This window comes from Streptomyces sp. MMBL 11-1, assembly GCF_028622875.1.
Lineage (GTDB): Bacteria > Actinomycetota > Actinomycetes > Streptomycetales > Streptomycetaceae > Streptomyces.
Genome location: NZ_CP117709.1, coordinates 6,532,145 through 6,549,245, shown reverse-complemented (window position 1 = coordinate 6,549,245; position 17,101 = coordinate 6,532,145). Strand labels below are relative to the sequence as shown.

At 72.9% G+C, this 17,101-nt stretch carries 16 protein-coding genes; 4 read left to right on the top strand and 12 right to left on the bottom strand.

Annotation, left to right across the window (positions count from 1 at the left end; genetic code table 11):
- The first annotated feature begins 1 nt into the window (after window position 1).
- Window positions 2–727, top strand: coding sequence for a hypothetical protein (locus tag PSQ21_RS29125; RefSeq protein WP_274034279.1), 726 nt, complete (start codon window positions 2–4; stop codon window positions 725–727).
- A complete protein-coding gene (locus PSQ21_RS29120) occupies window positions 724–1,563 on the top strand; it encodes a glycosyltransferase family 2 protein (RefSeq protein ID WP_443334406.1) in 840 nt (279 codons plus the stop codon). The genes PSQ21_RS29125 and PSQ21_RS29120 overlap by 4 nt, the downstream gene beginning before the upstream one ends.
- A gap of 11 nt (window positions 1,564–1,574) precedes the next feature.
- Here PSQ21_RS29120 and PSQ21_RS29115 read toward each other — a convergent pair whose 3' ends face one another.
- On the bottom strand, window positions 1,575–2,738 hold the full coding sequence (locus PSQ21_RS29115; protein WP_274034278.1) for a glycosyltransferase: 1,164 nt from the start codon (window positions 2,736–2,738) through the stop codon (window positions 1,575–1,577).
- 105 nt (window positions 2,739–2,843) lie between these two features.
- Here PSQ21_RS29115 and PSQ21_RS29110 point away from each other — a divergent pair, with 105 nt between their 5' ends.
- Window positions 2,844–4,349: a hypothetical protein gene (locus PSQ21_RS29110; RefSeq protein ID WP_274034277.1), complete on the top strand. Its 1,506-nt coding sequence runs from the start codon at window positions 2,844–2,846 to the stop codon at window positions 4,347–4,349.
- On the opposite strand, the gene PSQ21_RS29105 is transcribed toward PSQ21_RS29110, so the two are convergent.
- Genes PSQ21_RS29105 through PSQ21_RS29095 form a run of 3 tightly spaced genes read right to left on the bottom strand, consistent with a single transcriptional unit; the run spans window position 4,318 to window position 8,509 of the window.
- Window positions 4,318–5,562 carry a hypothetical protein gene (locus PSQ21_RS29105; RefSeq protein ID WP_274034276.1) on the bottom strand — a complete coding sequence of 415 codons (1,245 nt, stop codon included), beginning with the start codon at window positions 5,560–5,562 and terminating at the stop codon, window positions 4,318–4,320. The genes PSQ21_RS29110 and PSQ21_RS29105 overlap by 32 nt on opposite strands.
- Window positions 5,559–7,250: a tyrosine-protein kinase domain-containing protein gene (locus tag PSQ21_RS29100; protein ID WP_274034275.1), complete on the bottom strand. Its 1,692-nt coding sequence runs from the start codon at window positions 7,248–7,250 to the stop codon at window positions 5,559–5,561. Before PSQ21_RS29100 ends, PSQ21_RS29105 begins: the two co-directional genes overlap by 4 nt.
- Window positions 7,247–8,509, bottom strand: a complete 1,263-nt coding sequence (locus tag PSQ21_RS29095; protein WP_274034274.1) for a glycosyltransferase — start codon at window positions 8,507–8,509, stop codon at window positions 7,247–7,249. Before PSQ21_RS29095 ends, PSQ21_RS29100 begins: the two co-directional genes overlap by 4 nt.
- A 150-nt stretch (window positions 8,510–8,659) precedes the next feature.
- Between PSQ21_RS29095 and PSQ21_RS29090 the strand changes: the two genes are divergently transcribed.
- Window positions 8,660–9,109: an adenylyltransferase/cytidyltransferase family protein gene (locus PSQ21_RS29090; protein ID WP_274034273.1), complete on the top strand. Its 450-nt coding sequence runs from the start codon at window positions 8,660–8,662 to the stop codon at window positions 9,107–9,109.
- Here the strand turns inward: PSQ21_RS29090 and PSQ21_RS29085 are convergent.
- The 8 genes from PSQ21_RS29085 to PSQ21_RS29050 form a co-directional block, all read right to left on the bottom strand.
- Complete coding sequence (locus PSQ21_RS29085) at window positions 9,078–9,818, bottom strand: CDP-alcohol phosphatidyltransferase family protein (protein ID WP_274034272.1); 741 nt, start codon at window positions 9,816–9,818, stop codon at window positions 9,078–9,080. The genes PSQ21_RS29090 and PSQ21_RS29085 overlap by 32 nt on opposite strands.
- A gap of 88 nt (window positions 9,819–9,906) precedes the next feature.
- Window positions 9,907–10,452, bottom strand: a complete 546-nt coding sequence (locus tag PSQ21_RS29080) for an MOSC domain-containing protein (RefSeq protein WP_274034271.1) — start codon at window positions 10,450–10,452, stop codon at window positions 9,907–9,909.
- Between the two features lie 89 nt (window positions 10,453–10,541).
- The gene (mnhG, locus tag PSQ21_RS29075; protein WP_274034270.1) at window positions 10,542–10,895 is read right to left on the bottom strand and encodes a monovalent cation/H(+) antiporter subunit G; all 354 of its coding nucleotides are present in this window, start codon (window positions 10,893–10,895) and stop codon (window positions 10,542–10,544) included.
- Window positions 10,892–11,218: a monovalent cation/H+ antiporter complex subunit F gene (locus PSQ21_RS29070; RefSeq protein ID WP_274034269.1), complete on the bottom strand. Its 327-nt coding sequence runs from the start codon at window positions 11,216–11,218 to the stop codon at window positions 10,892–10,894. Before PSQ21_RS29070 ends, mnhG begins: the two co-directional genes overlap by 4 nt.
- A complete protein-coding gene (locus tag PSQ21_RS29065; protein WP_274034268.1) occupies window positions 11,215–11,841 on the bottom strand; it encodes a Na+/H+ antiporter subunit E in 627 nt (208 codons plus the stop codon). Before PSQ21_RS29065 ends, PSQ21_RS29070 begins: the two co-directional genes overlap by 4 nt.
- A complete protein-coding gene (locus PSQ21_RS29060) occupies window positions 11,838–13,493 on the bottom strand; it encodes a Na+/H+ antiporter subunit D (RefSeq protein ID WP_274034267.1) in 1,656 nt (551 codons plus the stop codon). The genes PSQ21_RS29065 and PSQ21_RS29060 overlap by 4 nt, the downstream gene beginning before the upstream one ends.
- Complete coding sequence (locus tag PSQ21_RS29055) at window positions 13,490–14,107, bottom strand: Na(+)/H(+) antiporter subunit C (protein WP_274034266.1); 618 nt, start codon at window positions 14,105–14,107, stop codon at window positions 13,490–13,492. The genes PSQ21_RS29060 and PSQ21_RS29055 overlap by 4 nt, the downstream gene beginning before the upstream one ends.
- The gene (locus PSQ21_RS29050; protein WP_274034265.1) at window positions 14,104–17,007 is read right to left on the bottom strand and encodes a Na+/H+ antiporter subunit A; all 2,904 of its coding nucleotides are present in this window, start codon (window positions 17,005–17,007) and stop codon (window positions 14,104–14,106) included. The genes PSQ21_RS29055 and PSQ21_RS29050 overlap by 4 nt, the downstream gene beginning before the upstream one ends.
- Window positions 17,008–17,101 lie beyond the last annotated feature (94 nt).

Sequence of the window (17,101 nt, the reverse complement as noted above, 5' to 3'; positions counted from 1 at the left end):
GATGAGGAACCCGTTCCTGGCCGGCGCCGTCGTCGTCATGACGGCGGCGCTGGCCGCCTGCGGCTCGTCCGCCGACGGGAACGGTCCGCAGGCCGCGGACGCCCAGCGTCCCGCGGCCTCCGGGCCCGCCGTCCCCGGCCCGTCCGCCTCCACGCCCGCCCCGCCCGCCACGCCCTCCGCCGGGGAGCCCGAGGAGCCGACGGCCGGCCCTTCCGCTCCGGCCACGGGCCCGAACACGCCGTCCGACGCGATCACCCCGGCCACCGGGACGTTCACGAAGAAGCAGAAGGAGTACCTGGAGGACCGGGTGCCGAAGGGCATGGACCCGGCCGCCGTGCTCGAGACCGGCCAGGAGACCTGCGACAAGCTCCGCTATCTGGTCAAGGCCGACCGGGACACCGCCGTCGGCGCCATCGCGACGGGCGAGATCCCGGACGCGGCGGACGCGGTCGCCGGGCTCTGCCCCCGGCACCAGGACCTGGTGGACGAGGCGGCGCACGCCTATCCGGACGGCACCCACACCGGGAAGAAGCTCCGGCCGGGCGGCTACCGGTCCGCCTCCCCCACCGCGGCCTGCTCCTGGCAGATCACCGGGGCCGACGGCAGGGAACTGTCCTCGGGCTCCTCCGACACCGGCGTCTCCCGGAAGATCACGATCCCGAAGTCCGCGCGCACGTTCACTTCCACAGGCTGCTACGCCTGGCTGCCCGAAGGAGCCGAGGGATGACCGCAGGAACACCGAAGCTGCCGATAGCCGTGGCGATCCCCACGAAGAACGAGGGCCTGAACATCGCGGAGGCGGTGAGATCGGTGCTCGGCCACTTCGAGGCGGTCGTGGTGGTGGACTCCCACAGCACCGACGACACCGTCAAGATCGCCGAGGAGTGCGGGGCCGAGGTGGTCACGTACACCTGGGACGGGGGCCACCCGCGCAAGAAGCAGTGGTGCCTGGAGAACGTCCGTACCGATCTGGACTGGATCCTGCTGCTCGACGGCGACGAGCGGCTCAGCCCGGGGCTGCTGGCCGAACTGCGGGAGACCTTCCGGAACCCGGCGGCGCCCAAGCCCGCCGCGTACGACATACCGCTCGGCTACTGGTTCTCCGGGAAGCGGCTGCGCCACGGATACACCATCCGCAAGCGGTCGTTGACCGACCGGACCCGCTGCCACTACCCGGAGGTCGGGGACCTCGACGCCCCCGGCATCGGTGAGGTGGAGGGCCACTACCAGCCGGTCGCCGCGACGGTGGGGACGCTCACCCATCCGATCGAGCACCAGGACCTCGACCCGGTGACCGCCTGGTTCGAGCGGCACAACCGCTACTCGGACTGGGAGGCCTGGCTGGAGCATCACCCCGAGGTGAAGGAGCAGGTGCGGCAGGTCAAGTCGCGCCAGGGGCAGTTGTTCCACAAGGCGCCGTTCAAGCCGGTGGTGTCCTTCGCCTACATGTATCTCTACAAGCGGGGGTTCCTGGACGGCCGCGCGGGCTTCGACTTCGCGCTGGCGATGAGCTTCTACCGCTGGCAGATCGCTCTCAAATCCAGGGAGAAGCCCCTACGTTGACGGGTACGGCTTCACCCCCGCCTCCGGCGGACCACGTCCTCGTAGGTCCGCCGGAGGGTGGCGGTGATGGCCTCGATGGTGAACTGCTCGTTCACCAGCTCCCAGGCGGCCTTGCCCGCCTGCTCGGCCGCCTCCGGCGCCAGCAGCTCCAGAATGGCGTCGGCGACCTTCCGGGCGTTGGCCGCGTCCTCGCCGACGCGGCTGTCGATGACCCGGCCCGAGCCCGCCGCCGCCACATCGGGGGCCTGTCCGCAGGTGCGGGTGATGACGACCGGGGTGCCGACCGACATCGCCTCCAGCACCGAGACCGGGAACGGCTCCTCGATCGCGGGCAGCACGTACACATCGGCCTCGCGGTCGGCGGCGAGGACCTCGTCGTGTTCCAACGGGCCCACATGGTCGAGGGAGTCGGCCACACCCAGCTTCCGCGCGAGGGCGAGGGTGCCGGCCAGCGCGCCGGTGTCCGGACCGGCCAGCACGAAGCGGGCGTCCGGGTGGCGGGCGAGGACGTGCGGCATCGCGGCGACGAAGTCCTCCGGCCGCTTGCGCTCCTGGATCCGGGCGAGGAAGAGCACGGTGGGCGGGCGGCCGGGGTCGCGGGCGGGCTTGCGCTCCTGCGGGCGCACCCCGTTGACCAGCCGTACGGTGCGGGTGAGCGGGACGGGGGCGGCGACGGCGTTCACATCGACCCGCTCCATCTCGGTGAGGTGCAGGACGGCATCGGCCTCACGCAGCACCTTGCGGACCCCGAGCACGTCGGTGAGCTGGGCGACCTTCTTCTCGGTGGGGTCGATCATGCCGTGGGTCTGGACGACCAGGGGCGTCCGGGAAGCGAGCGCGAGGAGCGCGGCGGGCAGGGTCACCAGGTCCCGCATCAGATGGACGTGTACGAGGTCGGCGCCGCGCATCATGCGGTGTGCGGTGCGCAGGAGCCCGGCGGAGGTGATCCCGCTGACCTCGAACATCGGGAGCAGATGCCGCGCCTGGAAGAGGTGGACCGGAACTCCCTCGACCCGGCTGGGCAGTTCGCCGCCGGGGAAGCCGTCGCCGAGGGCCATGACGCGGGCGTCGTCCCCGGCGGCCCGCTGGACCCTGGACAGGTTGAAGGCCACCCGGGTCGGACCGCCGAAGGCGTGGTCCGGAGTGTGAAGAGTGACAACATGCAGGATTTTCACCAGGGTTCCCCTCAACCTCGGCCGACTGTTCACAGCCTAGTCATCACATCCCCTCAAGTGGGCTGATTCGTTAGAGTGTTCAGCGGTTCACTGATCGGGGGACGCATGACGTCGGTGCACACGTCGGCGCGCACGCCGACCGGCGGGAAGGCCGCCGACGCGCCCGCGCCGATCGCGTGGGCGATGCTGTCGCGGGCCCTGTCCGTGCCGCTCACCCTGGGGCTGGTGTGCTTTCTGCCGGCGGTGATCGCCGCCCAGCCCGGCAGCGGGGTCCGGGACACGGCGTACTGGCTCCAGCTGGTGCTGACCTGCTATGCGGGGGCCCGGCTGGCGACGATGATCCTCTCGACCCGGCGGCGGCTGCTCCAGGGCGTCTTCTGGATGTTCGTGTACATCGCGATGGGCGTGGCGCCGTTCGCCCAGGTGGTGATCGGGCAGACGCCGACGCCGATGGTGGGGCCGCGCCAGGACCTGGTGACCGCGATCGCGATGGTCCTGGTGGGGTGTGCCGCCTACGACCTGGGGGCGCTGCTGGCGTCGCGGCGGCCGCTGCGGCGCCGGGCGCCCTCCGCGCGGGGCCCGGGCGGGAGGAAGCCGGCCCTGGCGCATCCGCTGCGGCTGCGGCTGCTGGTGCTGCTGGCGTTCGCGGCGAGCGCGTTCTACGTGCTGAAGCTCGGCGGGCCCGCGGTCTTCTTCTCCAGCCGGCAGGAGATCAACGAGACCGTCGCGGCGAGCGGGGTGGGGGCGGAGGGTTCCCAGGTGGGCTCGGCGTTCATCAAGGGGTTCGGCCAGGTCCCGGCGCTGCTGGCGCTGCTGTTCTACACCCGTCGCCTGGCGACCTCCCGCCGCGCCCGGCGCACCCCCTCCACGGTCCTGGTGTGGGTGGCGCTGGCGGCGCTGAACCTCGTGGTGAACAACCCGGTCTCCAACGCCCGTTACTGGTTCCTGACCGTGCTGATGGCCTTCGTGTTCACCGCGTTCCCGAGCAGTGCGGCGTTCTACCGCACGGTGCTGACGACGGGGGTGGTCGGGGCGCTGGTGGTGTTCCCGTACGCGGACAGGTTCCGGTACGAGGAAGGGGGGCAGCGGGCCGTGCAGTCGGCCTCGGTCTTCGATCCGCTGGTGACCAAGGACTACGACCAGATGGTGATGTTCGCCAACACCATCTCGTGGGTCGACACCCGGGGCCACACCTATGGCCGCCAACTGGCGGGCTCCGCGCTGTTCTTCGTGCCGCGCGCGGTGTGGAAGGGGAAGCCGGAGGACACCGGGGTCCGGGTGGGGCAGTGGATGGGGCTGCGGATGACCAACCTCTCGGCCCCGCTGTGGACGGAGTTCTGGGTCGATTTCGGCCCGGCCGGGATGGCGGGCGGTCTGGCGCTGATCGGCTACGCGGCGGCCCGCACCGACCGCCGGTACGCGCTCGCCGTCACCCGGGCGGGGCCCGGCCCCGGGAGCGTGCTGGCCATCGCCGCGCCGCTGATCGCCGGGTACACCTTCATCCTGCTGCGCGGCCCGCTGCTCCAGGCCGCGGGAAAGCTCGCCATAGCGGCCCTGTGCCTGGTGCTGATCACCACGTTCAGGGAGCGGAGGGCAGGGCGTCGGCGCTGACCGGCTCCACGGGCGCCGGTCCCCGGCGGCGCAGCCGGGCCACCGCGGTCCAGGTCGCGGCGGCCTTGCAGAGCGACCCCAGGGCCAGTCCCCAGGCGGCTCCCGGGACGCCCCCGACGGCGTAACCGCCCGCGAGGAACGCCACGGCGGTGAGCGAGAAGACGACCTGGATGGAGAGCGTGGTGCGCGGGTCGAGCATGCGCAGGGCGAGCAGCCCGCAGGTGCCGACGGCCATCGCCGCGTACTGGCTGCCCGTGGCGGGGAGCAGGGCGGCGGCCGTGGGCCAGGTGTCGCCGAGCAGAGCGCGTCCGGTGCGCTCGGGCAGCAGGACGAGCACGGTGGCCCAGAGCCCGGCGGTCGCCGCGAGGACGGCGGCGAGGGCGGCGAGGGCCCGGACCCGGCGGCGCTCATCGCCGATGCGGCCGAGCAGCGGGGGCCCGAAGGACGTGGCCGAGGTGTAGAGCACGTTGAGCGGTCCGAAGAGGGTGGTCGCCCCGCGCAGCGCGCCGACGAGGAGCGGGTTGCCGACCGCGCCGAGGCCGAGCACGGACAGCTGGCCGGTCGCGTTGCCCACGCCGAACTCGACGGTGAAGCGCTGCCCGAGGTGGCCGCGCCGCAGCATCGGGCGCAGTCGCAGCGGGGCCCGTGCCGTGGCCCGGTGGAGGAGGGCGGCGGACACGAGGAGGGCGGGCAGGGCGGACAGGCCCCAGACGGCGATCAGGCGCGCCGGGGACGCCCCGTAGTCCTGTGCCGCGAGCGCCCCCAGCACGCAGACCAGCCGCACCAGGTCCCCTGTCAGGGCCAGTTGGGGCAGCTGGAGAGTGGAGAAGGCGTACCGTCCGGCGTCCTGCCCCAGCACCACGGGGAGCACGAGGCCGAGCATCAGCAGCGCGCGGGCGGTGTCGCCGGGGACGAGGACGCAGACGGCCGCGAGCGGCGCGCCGAGGGCGGCCGAGGCGAGGACGGTGAAGGCGACGGCGGACCGGCAGGCGGACCGGGTCTCCTCCCCCGTGCCGCGCTTGAGGACGAGGGGCTGCCCGGTGTACGCGCCCGAGACGCCGAGGAGCACCGTGAAGACCAGGTACACCGCGGAGAAGCGGGCGAAGTCGGTGAGGGTGGAGAGCCGGGCGGCGGCGAGAAGCACCAGGATGTTGGTGAGCGCCGCCACTCCCTGGTCCGCGACCGAGCAGAGGACGGCGGTGCGGGCTCTCACCGGCGGGAGGCAGGCAGGGTGAAGGTCCGCAGACCGAGGGTGTCGGCGGGGTCGCCGGTGATCCCGGGGGCGTCCGGCTCGGCGGTGGGGGCGGGCCCGCCGCCGCCACCGCCCCGTCGTCGGGGCGGCTTCGGCCCTCGCCGCGCGCGGCGCAGCCGGCCCCGGCCCGGGTGGAGCAACGCGCCGAGCACGGAGCCTCCGGAGGCTCCGATGATCTCGCGGATGCGTTCCAGGTCGCTGCGGTGCACCTCGCGCGGGTCGCAGACGATCATGACGCCCTCCACCCGGTCGACCAGGGCGACCGCGTCCGCGTAGGACAGGACGGGCGGGGCGAGGACGATGACGACGTTGCCGGCCCGGTCGGCCTCGGCGACGATGCGGCCGACGGGCGGGGAGGTCAGGGCGCGCGGGACGTTGTCGACGGTGGTCCCGGGCACCAGGGCGAAGGCCCCGGACCCGGGCACGTCCACATGGGTGCGGCGGCCGGTGGGCCAGCCGGCGCCGCCCTCCTCGGCGGCCCAGCGCGGCGGGCGCGCCTCGTGGGCGGCGGAGCCCAGGGCGCGGGCGAGCGAGGGGGTGCGCAGGTCGGCCTCGACGAGCAGGACGTCACGGCCCATCTCGGCGAAGGCGGCGGCCAGGTTGGCGGCAGCGGCGGCGGCCGCCGTGCTGTCGCCGCGCGGGGCGGTGACCAGCAGGCGACGGCTCTCGGCGAACGACGGGTCGTAGGCGAGCCGGAAGGCGACGGCGCGGTACTCCTCGGCCAGCCGGGAGGTGCCGCGCCCGATGGCGAGCAGGCTGCCCGCGGCGGCGCGTTCGCGGGGCAGGGTGCCGAGCAGGGGTGCGCCGAGCGAGTGGACCAGCTCGCGGGGGGAGCGTACGGCGGGGTCGAAGACGAGGCGCACCCAGGAGAGCAGCAGCCCGAGCGCGAGGCCGACGACGCCGCCGAGCCCGAGGAGCAGGGGCAGTCCGGGGCCGGTGGGCGACGTGGGGGCGACGGGCTTCTTGTTGAGGTAGCCGGGGGTGGTGTCCAGGGCCTTCAGCTCGGAGATCTTCCGGCTCAGCTCGGAGATGGCGACGATGATGTTGGCGCGGGCGCTGCTGACGTCCTCGGCCGCCGCCGCTCCGGCCTGTTCCTCCAGCAGGTCGCGCTTCTCCTCCAGTGGCTTCAGCTGGGCGCGGTAGCCACCGGCCATGTTCTCGATGCTCTCCTCGGTGCGCGCCTTGCGGTGGGCCAGGTAGGCGTTGGCGAGGGCTTCGGCGCGGGCGCGGGACTGCTCGGGGGTGGCGCCGGTGTAGGAGAAGCGGAGGGTGAGGGTGTTGGGCGGGTTGGTGACCTGGAGTCCGGCGAGCAGCTTGCGGGCGGTGACGTCGTCGCCCGCCTTGAGGAGGGTTCCGGCGGCCAGGGTGCCCACCGTGTCGCTGACGGCGGTCTGACGCTCGGAGCCGATGTTGATGCCCTTGTCCGCGGTGGATCCGGCGGCGAAGGGGTCGGAGATCGCGGAGCGGACGAGTACCTCGCCGGTGGCGGTGTAGGCGTCCTCGCCGCCGAGGGCGAGATAGCCGCCGCCGAGCAGACCGACGACGACTCCGCAGGCCAGCAGGGAGCGGTAGCGCAGGAGTTGACGGAACTGGTCGCGCAGGAGCGCCGGCTCGTCCTGGTCGTCCGGGGCGCGGTGATGTGGTGTCATCGGCGAAGGCTCCCTTGTGCGTCCGGCAGGACCTCGGCGAGCAGGGCGTCGAACCGGGCGAGGCCCGCCTCCCGGCTCAGGTGGCGGGCGACGTAGCGCGGGCCCTCGGCCCCGAGGGTCTCGGCGGCGGCCGGATCGGCGGCCAGCTTCCGCAACGCCGCGAGCAGGGCGGCCGGGTCCTCGGGAGCGACGAGGACCCCTGCCCCCGAGCGGCGGACCTCGTCGGCGGTGCCGCCCTCGTCGGCGACCGAGGCGATCACGGGGCGTCCGGAGGTGAAGTAGGAGGTGAGCTTGGAGGGGACGCTCATGTCGAGGACCGAGGCGCGCTGGGTGACCGCGAGGACGTCGGCGGCGGCGAGCACGTCCGTGAACTCCTCGGCCCGTGCGGGCTCCAGGAACTCGACGTTGGGCAGCCCGTCGGCGCGGGCGCGCAGGGCGTCGCGCTGGTTGCCGTCGCCCATCAGGACGATCCGGACGTCGGGGGCGAGGCGGGCGGTGTCCACCAGGACGTCAAGACCCTGCTTGAGGCCCATGTTGCCGGAGTGCAGGACGACCGGGGTGTCCTCGGGCCAGCCGAGCCGGGCGCGGGTCGCGGCCCGGTCGGCGGAGGGCCCGCGCACATGGGTCCAGTTGGGGACGGTGCGGATGCGGCCGGGGTCGACGCCGAGCGCGGTGACGCCGGGGACGAAGCTCTCGTGGATGACGCCGACGAGGGCGGCCCCGCGCAGCGCGTACCGCTCGGCGGCCGCGGCGACGGCGGCGGCCCTGCCGCCGCCCCGGATGCCGCTCTGCGCGGCCGCGGCGCCCATCAGGTCCTGGACGACGGGGATGTGGGGGACGCCGTGGCGTCGGGCGAGCCGGGCTCCGATGACGCCGCCGGCGAGGCTGGGCATCTGGGAGATGACGGCGTCCGGGCGGCCGGGCGGCGGGGCGAAGAGCCCGGTGGCGAGGATGCTGGCCTCGAACGCCGCACGCCTGAGCGCGGTCTGATGGCGCGGTACGTAGTGGCGGCGCCGGTGCACGCCGACGCCGCCGCGTATCTCCACCGTCCGCCAGACGCCCCGGTACCCCTCCTCCAGCCGCCAGGAGGGGTAGTGCGGCATGCCGGTGAGCGCCCGGACCCGGGCGCCCGACGCGGCCCAGTGCTCGGCCAGTTGGGTGGCGTACGGGCCTATTCCCGTGAGCTCCGGCGCGTAGTTGGTCGAAACCACCAGAAGTCGGCGGCCTCGCGACGGGCCGGGTCTTGACTCTTCGGACATCGGACGATCGCCTTCCCCCACGACAACCGCTGCCCCCACCGGGGAACAGCCCCTGTCGAGCTTATCCGTTCACGGCTTGCACAAGTGTTCTTCACAGTAAGGTCGTTGGAACATCACCGGATCACGTTCACCGTGGGGGGAGAGATACGGATGGTGCAGCACAGGGTGGGTTACGCACCCGGGGTGTACGACCTGTTCCACGTCGGGCACCTCAACATCCTGCGGCACGCCCGCAGTCAGTGCGACTACCTGGTCGCGGGGGTCGTGTCGGACGAGATGGCCGCCCTCGCCAAGGGCCACACGCCGATGATTCCGCTCCGCGAACGACTGGAGATCGTCCGCAGTGTCCGCTTCGTGGACGCCGCGTTCGTGGAGACCGTGCCGGACAAGGTCGAGACCTGGCAGCAGGTCCGGTTCGACGTGATCTTCAAGGGAGACGACTGGCGGGGCACGGAGAAGGGGGAGAAGCTGGAACGCGACTTCGCCGAAGTGGGCGTGGAGGTCGTCTACTTCCCGTACACCGTGCACACGTCCAGCACCCAGCTGCGCCGGGCACTGGACGTGCTCGTCAACCGGCCCGGAGCGCTTTCAGCTCCCTGAACCACTTGGCGAGGAAGACCGCCAGGAACAGCGTGTGCACCACCGCGAGCGCGGCGTACCCGGCGCGGAACGCCCCGGGTGCGCCGAGCAGCAGGAACACCAGGCAGAACACCCCGTAGTCGGCGGGCAGCAGCGCCACGGCCCGCACCCGCGAGACGTTCGCCCCCGAAGCCGGCACCGCCCAGGACGGGCCCCGGGCACTCGCCGCCGCCTTGCCGAGCTGCTCGCGCAGCAGGCCCGCGCAGAAGGTCACCACCGCCGCCAGCTGGAAGCCCAGCGGGAGCAACAGCCATGCCTCCGAAGGGAGTTCCCCGAAGCGGTAGAAGGAGATGAGGACGGCGGTATGGACGAGCAGCAGCTTGCCGCAGTCCACGACATGGTCCAGCCACTCCCCGTCGGGGCCTCCCCGGCCGGTGAGCCGGGCGAGCTGCCCGTCGGCGGAGTCGAGGGCGAAGCCGACCGCGAGGGCCGCCCAGACCAGCACGCCGAGCGTCCAGGACGGCCCGACGAGCGCGACCGACACCACTGCGCCGTAGGTGAACAGCGCGCTGGCCAACGTCACTTGATGGGGCGTCATACCCGCCCGGTACGCTCCGGCCGCGAGCATCCGCCCGGCGGGCCGGTTCACGTACCGCGAGTAGAGCGAGACGCCCTTGGCGCTCTTCTGTGCGCCGCGCAATTCGCGCAGCACTGTGCCCGTGCTTCCCATACGCCCCCCAGCGTCCGGCATTGCCCGCATCATGGCATGCGGACACCGGCCCGTGGGCGCTTTGGCGGGGACAGGGCGGCGAGGGAATTCAGACGCGTTCCAGCGGGCGGTGCGGGCCCCCGGGGAGTTCGGCGGCGATCGTGTCGCCGGGGCGGACCACACCGCCCCGGCGGACCACGCTCATGACACCGGCCTTGCGCACGACCGCGCCCGTCGCGTCCCGGCCGACGACCTGCTTCAGCAGCCCCTCCTGGAAGGCCTCGATCTGGAGGCAGGGGTTGCGCAGGCCGGTGACCTCGACGACCGCCGCGTCGCCGATCCTCAAGCGCGTGCCGGTGGGGAGGGCGAGCAGGTCGATGCCCCGGGTGGTGAGGTTCTCGCCCAGCTCCCCGGGAGCCACGGTGAAACCGGCCTCGGCCAGCTCGGTGAACAGCTCCTCGTGGATCAGGTGGACCTGCCGCAGATTGGGCTGGGTGGGGTCCTGCGCGACCCGGGAGCGGTGCTTGACCCGCTCGCCCGCGTGGGCGTCCCCCTCGACCCCGAGTCCGGCGAGCAGCGTCACGCTGTCCCGGTTCACCTTGCCGAAGGTGTGCCCGCCGCTGCTGCTGACCGTCGTGACCGTTCCGTACGTCATGGCTCCCTGTCCCCGCTCGGCACGCGCGATGCGCCATCGCTCGCGACCCTACGCCCGGCGGGCACCGCGGCCCGGTCCGGGTTCGGCGGTCACGTGCCGTCGGTCAGCTGCTCGTCGAGTTCGTCGAAGAGCAGATCACCGTGTTCGATCTGGCCGGTGCGGTACGCGGAACGTGCCACCAGGTGCGAGGCCACCGGGCCGGTGAGCATCTGGAAGAAGGCGATGAGACCGAGGGTGGCGAGTTCCATGCCGCCGCGCAACCGTAGCGCGACCCCGGCCAGGACCAGGATCATGCCGAGGGTCTGCGGCTTGGTCGCCGCGTGGCTGCGGGAGAGGACGTCCGGGAGGCGGATCATGCCGATCACCCCGAGGAGACAGATCGCGGCGCCGACGAGGAGCAGTGCGGCGCCGGCCGTGTCGGCGATCTGGTGCCAGACGCTCATCGCGGGCCCTCCTCGGTGTTGTCTTCGGGGCGCGGGGGGCGGGGCCGGTCGCGTACGGCGATGAAGCGGGCGATGCCCACCGAGCCGGTGAACCCGAGGAACGCCAGGACCAGCATGATCGGGAAGTAGAACGGGTCCCGGGCGAACGCCGACTTGGCGGCGATTCCGGCGATGATCAGGGCGGCGCAGACATCCAGCGAGATCGCCCGGTCCAGCATGGAGGGCCCGCGCCAGATCCGGGCCAGCAGCAGGGCCCCGGCGAGGAGGATCAGGACGACGGCGGTGGTCAGCAGGGCGTGGTCGACCTGTTCGGGCACGGTCATGGTGCGGGTCTCCCTGCGGCGAGCTGGGGCGGTGGCGGGGGTTCGGCGACCCGGGCGATCTCGTCGGGGGTGCCGAAGGCCCGTACGGTCAGTTCCTCGATCCGCCACACCTGGCGCCGGGCGGCTTCGAGCTCCTCGGGCCGGTCGGCGTCCAGGACGTGCAGGAAGACGGTGGCGGTGGCCCGGCGCATCTCGATGATGGAGCCGCCGGGGACGTTGGAGACGGCGACGGCGGTGGCCGCGAGCATCAGGTCGCCGCGGCAGCGCAGGGGCACTCCGATCACGGCGGCCCGGTGCGGCAGGCCGAAGAAGGTCTGCCGGGTGACCTTCACCCCGGAGGTGTACATGTCGCAGAAGAGATAGCCGGCCAGGCGCAGGATGCCCCAGAGGTGGAGCCGCAGTCCGAGGTCGACCCGGGGCAGCGGGAAGGCGAGGCAGACCGCGACCGAGACGACCAGGCCGGTGAGGACGTTGGCCCAGGTGAGGGTGGACCAGAGCAGCACCCAGATGAGGGTGAGCCAGGCGATCAGCGGGAGGTCCAGCACCCGTCGGCGGGTGCCGAGTTCGCAGCTCAGCGGCGGCAGGTCGGCGTTGCGGAACGAGAGGCGCAGGATGCGTTTCACCGGCCCAGCACCTCCTGGACGTAAGGGGTCCGCCGGAGGATCTCGGCGGCCGTGCGGTCGGTGAAGGCGGTGAACGGGCCGGCGAACACCGTGAACGCGAGGCCGATCGCGATGGTCGCCGCGGTGGCCGCGGTCATCGGGTGGGGCAGTCGACTGGTGGTGATGACGGCCCGTTCGTGCAGGGTCGCGGCTACGGCCGCCCGCCCTGCCGGGCGGGGGGCCGGTGCGATGCCCTCGTCACCGGTGCCGCGGATCCGGTCCGGGCCCGCGTCCGGGTCGTCGTCGCTGTCGTCGCCGGACTCCAGGACCGTTCCGGCGGCGGCCTGGCCGGGCGGGGCGGCGCGCCAGAAGGCGAGGTTCCAGACCTTGGCGACCACGTACAGCGTCAGCAGGCTGGTGGCGGCCGAGCCCGCTACCAGCAGCCAGGCCCAGCCGCCGCCGTCGGCGACGCCGGCGCGCATCAGGCCGAGCTTGCCGATGAAGCCGGACAGCGGGGGGATCCCGGCGAGGTTCATCGCGGGGACGAAGAACAGCGCGGCGAGCATCGGCGCGGCCCTGGCCAGCCCGCCGAGCCGGGTCAGCTCCGTGGTGCCGCCCCGGCGTTCGAGGAGCCCGGCGACGAGGAACAGGGTCGTCTGGACGGTGATGTGGTGGGCGACGTACACGATGGCCCCGCCGTACGCCTCTCGGGTGGCGAGGCCGATCCCGAAGACCATGTAGCCGATGTGGCTGATCAGGGTGAACGAGAGCAGCCGCTTCAGGTCGGTCTGGGCGACCGCGCCGAGGATGCCGATGACCATCGAGGCCAGTGCGATGGCCATCAGGAGGTCGCCGAGGCGGTTGCCGGGGAAGAGCAGGGTCTCGGTGCGCAGCATGCAGTAGACGCCGACCTTGGTGAGCAGTCCGGCGAAGACGGCGGTCACGGGGGCCGGGGCGGTCGGGTAGGAGTCGGGGAGCCAGGCGGCGACCGGGAAGACGGCCGCCTTGATCGCGAAGACGGTCAGCAGCAGCGCCTGGATCAGGGTCTGTACGCCGATGGGGAGGTCGGCCAGCCGCCCCGCGAGCTGGGCGAAGTTGGCGGTGCCGGTGGCCGCGTACGTCATGGCGATGGCGGTGAGGAAGAGCATCGAGGAGAACAGCGAGATGATCACGTAGGTGGAGCCCGCCCGCATCCGGGGCCCGGTGCCGCCGAGGGTGAGCAGGACGAAGCTGGCGACCAGCATGATCTCGAAGCCGACGAAGAGATTGACGAGGTCGCCCGAGAGGAACGTGCAGGAGACACCGGAGACGAGGATCAGGTAGGCGGGGTGGAAGACGGCGAGCGGGGTCTCCTTGTCCCGGTCGGTCATGCCCTGGCCGAGGGAGTAGACGAGCACGCAGAGCGTGATGGCCGAGGAGACCGTGAGCATCAGCCCGGACAGCCGGTCGGCGACCAGGGTGATGCCGAGCGGCGGGGCGAAGTCCCCGAGGTGGACGGAGAGCGGGCCCTGCCGGTCGGCGGCGATCATGAGGATCACCGAGAGCGCGAGTACGGCGGTCAGCACGGCGACGCTGATGAAGCGCTGGAAGCGCCCCAGGCGGGTGCCGAAGGCGAGGCTGAGGCCGGTGGCGCACAGGGGCAGCAGCACGGGCAGGGGGACGAGCGCGTTCATCCGTCGGCTCCTCGGTCGCGGGGGTAGCGGTCGTCCGCCTTGGCGTCGCCGTCGCGTGCGTAGTCCTCCGGGTCCGCGCCCAGCACGTCGTTCCAGAGGTTGCCGGAGGCGTCGCGGCCCCGGGCCTGGCGGGCGCGGTCGGCGCGGAGCCGGTCGCGGAGCCGTCGGCGCTCCTCGCGGTAGTGTTCGCGCTCCTCGGCGGTGGGCTCGGCCCCCGACCGGAACTGTTCGCGCAACTGGGCGCGTTCGCCGAGGACTTCGGCGCGCAGCACGATGCGGCGGTCCTCCAGGTCGTCGTGGACCTCGTCGGTGCCGGTGATCTGGTGGCTGCGGTAGGCCATGGCCAGCAGGAAGGCGGTGGTGGCCAGGGTGATGACGATGGCGGTCAGCGCGATGGCCTGGGGCAGCGGGTCGGTGATCCGGCTCAGGGACACCCCGTAGAGCAGGGGCGCCGCTCCGGCCCGGCCGGTGGAGGAGAGGACCAGCAGGTTGATGCCGTTGCCGAGGACGACGGCGCCGAGCAGGATGCGGGTCAGCGGGCGGGTGAGCATGAGGATGCCGCCGACGGCGCAGAGCACGACGGCGGTGGCGAGGAGCGAGGCGCTGACGGTCATCGGGGGGACCCTCCCGCCTCGGGGCCGCCCTCGGGGGTGAGGACGCCCGCCGCCCGTTCGATCTGCCGGTCGATCTTGGCGCCGAGGGCCCGCACGATGTCCAGGACGACGCCGAGGACCAGCAGGTAGACGCCGAAGTCGAAGAGGACCGAGGTGCTCAGGTGGTAGGTGCCGAAGACCGGCAGCTCTCCGTAGTACGTGAAGGCGTGCAGGACGGTGCCGTCGACGAGTCCGAGGAGGCCCACCCCGGTGGAGATGAAGAGGCCGAGTCCGGTGAAGAGTCCTGGTTGCAGGGGGGCGGCCTCGGCGAGTTCGAAGCGGCCGCCCGCCAGGTAGCGGGTGATCAGGGCGAGTCCGGCGACCAGCCCGGCGACGAACCCGCCGCCGGGCAGGGACTCGGCGCAGAACAGCAGGTAGACCGAGAGCACGAGGATCGGGTGGAACAGCAGCCGGGCCACCACTTCGAAGACGATCGAGCGGTGCTCGGGGGCGAGGGTGGCTCCGGCGGCCAGCCAGCCGCGTTCGGGGGCCGCGTCGTCGCCCCGCGGCAGTTTGGAGGCGTGGTGCGCCGAGAGGGACCATGCGGTGCGGCCCCGCAGCTCCTCCTGGGCCATGGTGCCCTCGCTGCGGCGGTGCAGGTAGATGAGGCTGGTGACGCCGACCGCGGCGGCGGCGAGGACGGCGGACTCCCCCATCGTGTCCCAGGCGCGCAGGTCCACGAGGATGGTGGCCACGACGTCCTTGAGCCCGTGGTCGGCGACCTCCCGGACCATGGCGGCGCCGGCCGGTTCGGCCGTGCGCGCGGCGGCGGCGACCCACATGCCGACGCCGACGGTGGCGGCCGCCGCGAGGGCCATGGGGATCCGGGCGGCCCGCCGCCAGGTGCTGACGGTCTCGTGGAAGTGGACGGGCATCCGGCGCAGCACCAGCACGAAGACGATCATCGAAACGGTCTCGACGCAGAACTGGGTGAGCGCCAGGTCGGGCGCTCCCTGGACGACGAACAGCAGGGCGGTGCCGTATCCGGTGAGGCCGGCCAGGACGACGGCTTTCATGCGCCGTCGCACGGTCAGGCACAGCAGGGCGGCGGCGCAGGTGAGGGCGGCGACCGCGCCCTGGAGCGGGTTGTCCCAGAGCCGGGGTCGCACCGCCCCGTCCCAGGGGGTGTCGACGATGAGGACGGCGAGTTGCCCGCCGAGCATGACGAGCAGGGTGGTGGCCAGGTACACGGAGAGGGAGCCGCGCTGGATGAAGCCGGTGACCTGGAGGGCGAGACGTTCCTGCCCGAGCAGCAGATGGCCGAAGACGCTGTCGGCGGTGGGCCAGGCGATCCGGCGGGAGAGCCGGGTGACGTGGTTGCGGCCGAGGAAGAGCACGGCGCCCGCGGCCCAGGCGAGGGCCGACAGGAGCAGGGCGGGGCCGAGCCCGTGCCAGAGGGCGAGGTGGTACGGCTTCGCCTCGGCCGGGAACGTGTCGGCGTACGCGCCCAGCAGCCGGTCGGTCCAGCCGACGCCGGGGCCGAGGGCCAGGCCGAGGGCGGCGAGCAGGGCGGGCGGACCGAGGAAGACCCACCCGACGCGGTGGGCGGGGGTGTCGGGGAGGCCGGGCTTGCGGGCGAACGCGCCCCAGACGAAGCGCAGGGTGTACGCGGTGGTCAGCGCGGAGCCCGCGACGACGACGGCCAGCGACCACCGGTCGGCGGCGGAGCCGTGCAGCAGCGCCTCGATGGCGGCCTCCTTCGCGGCGAAGCCGAGCAGCGGTGGGAGCGCGGCCATGGAGGCGGCGGCGAGGGCGCCGACGACGGCGACGTACGGCAGGGAGCGGCCGACGCCGGACAGTTCGCGCAGGTCGCGGGTGCCGGTGGCGTGGTCGACGATGCCGGTGACGAGGAACAGCGGGGCCTTGAAGAGGGCGTGTCCGAGGATCATCGCGGCGGCGGCGAGCGCGGCGTCGCGGTTGCCGGTCCCGGCGAGCAGGGTGAGGAAGCCGAGCTGGCTGACGGTCCCGTAGGCGAGGACGAGCTTGAGGTCGTTCAGGCGCAGCGCACGCCAGCCGCCGAGCAGCATGGTCGCGCCGCCGAGGACGAGCACGACGGGTTTCCAGACGGGGACGTCGGCGAAGGCGGGGGCGAGCCGGGCGACCAGGTAGACGCCGGCCTTGACCATGGCGGCGGCGTGCAGATAGGCGCTGACGGGGGTGGGCGCGGCCATGGCGTTCGGCAGCCACATGGAGAACGGCCAGATCGCGGACTTCGACAGGGCCCCGCACAGCACGAGGACGACGGCGACGGACACGGCGAGGGTCGTCCCGGGCGGGTCGGCGACGATCTCGGAGATCCGGTAGGTGCCGGCGGCCTGACCGAGGATCAGGAAGCCGACGAGCATGGCGAGGCCGCCGAACGTGGTGACGACGAGGGCTTGGAGGGCGGAGCGGCGGCTGTGCCGGTGTTCGCTGCCGTGGCCGATGAGCAGGTAGGAGAAGACCGTGGTCAGTTCCCAGAAAACATAGAGCGTGATCAGGTCGTCGGCAAGGACGAGGGCGAGCATCGCGCCCGCGAAGGCGAGGAGGTTCCCGGCGAAGCGGCCCAGCTGTGGGGTGTCGTCGGTGAAGTAGGAGGCGCAGTAGAGCAGGACGAGCGCGCCGACCCCGGCGGCGAGCAGCACCATCAGTTCGGCCAGGGCGTCCAGGCGCAGGTCCAGGGCGACGCCGTAGTCCGGGATCCACTGCCAGGACCAGGTGTCCGCGCCTCCGGACGCGGTGGTGCTCCAGCGGGTGAGCGCCCAGACGGTGGCCGCTGCCGGGGGCAGGGCCAGCAGGACGAAGGCCCGTCGGCCGAGCCGGTGCACCAGCGGGCCCGCGCAGGCCGCCAGGGCGAAGTGGGCGACGATGAGCGCGATCACAGACGGGTGTCCGGTGCGGGCGACGGAACATCCGGAAGAAAAGGCACTAAATACAGATATATCGCTCGGGCCGATTCACCCGCCCGGCGCGCCG

What these genes read in the sequence shown, in the direction of transcription:
- PSQ21_RS29125 (WP_274034279.1), top strand. Translation starts at nt 2, where the DNA reads ATGAGGAACCCGTTCCTGGCCGGCGCCGTCGTCGTCATGACGGCGGCG.
- PSQ21_RS29120 (WP_443334406.1), top strand. Translation starts at nt 724, where the DNA reads ATGACCGCAGGAACACCGAAGCTGCCGATAGCCGTGGCGATCCCCACG.
- PSQ21_RS29110 (WP_274034277.1), top strand. Translation starts at nt 2,844, where the DNA reads ATGACGTCGGTGCACACGTCGGCGCGCACGCCGACCGGCGGGAAGGCC.
- PSQ21_RS29100 (WP_274034275.1), bottom strand. Translation starts at nt 7,250, where the DNA reads ATGACACCACATCACCGCGCCCCGGACGACCAGGACGAGCCGGCGCTC.
- PSQ21_RS29095 (WP_274034274.1), bottom strand. Translation starts at nt 8,509, where the DNA reads ATGTCCGAAGAGTCAAGACCCGGCCCGTCGCGAGGCCGCCGACTTCTG.
- PSQ21_RS29090 (WP_274034273.1), top strand. Translation starts at nt 8,660, where the DNA reads ATGGTGCAGCACAGGGTGGGTTACGCACCCGGGGTGTACGACCTGTTC.
- PSQ21_RS29085 (WP_274034272.1), bottom strand. Translation starts at nt 9,818, where the DNA reads ATGGGAAGCACGGGCACAGTGCTGCGCGAATTGCGCGGCGCACAGAAG.
- PSQ21_RS29080 (WP_274034271.1), bottom strand. Translation starts at nt 10,452, where the DNA reads ATGACGTACGGAACGGTCACGACGGTCAGCAGCAGCGGCGGGCACACC.
- mnhG (WP_274034270.1), bottom strand. Translation starts at nt 10,895, where the DNA reads ATGAGCGTCTGGCACCAGATCGCCGACACGGCCGGCGCCGCACTGCTC.
- PSQ21_RS29070 (WP_274034269.1), bottom strand. Translation starts at nt 11,218, where the DNA reads ATGACCGTGCCCGAACAGGTCGACCACGCCCTGCTGACCACCGCCGTC.
- PSQ21_RS29060 (WP_274034267.1), bottom strand. Translation starts at nt 13,493, where the DNA reads ATGAACGCGCTCGTCCCCCTGCCCGTGCTGCTGCCCCTGTGCGCCACC.
- PSQ21_RS29055 (WP_274034266.1), bottom strand. Translation starts at nt 14,107, where the DNA reads ATGACCGTCAGCGCCTCGCTCCTCGCCACCGCCGTCGTGCTCTGCGCC.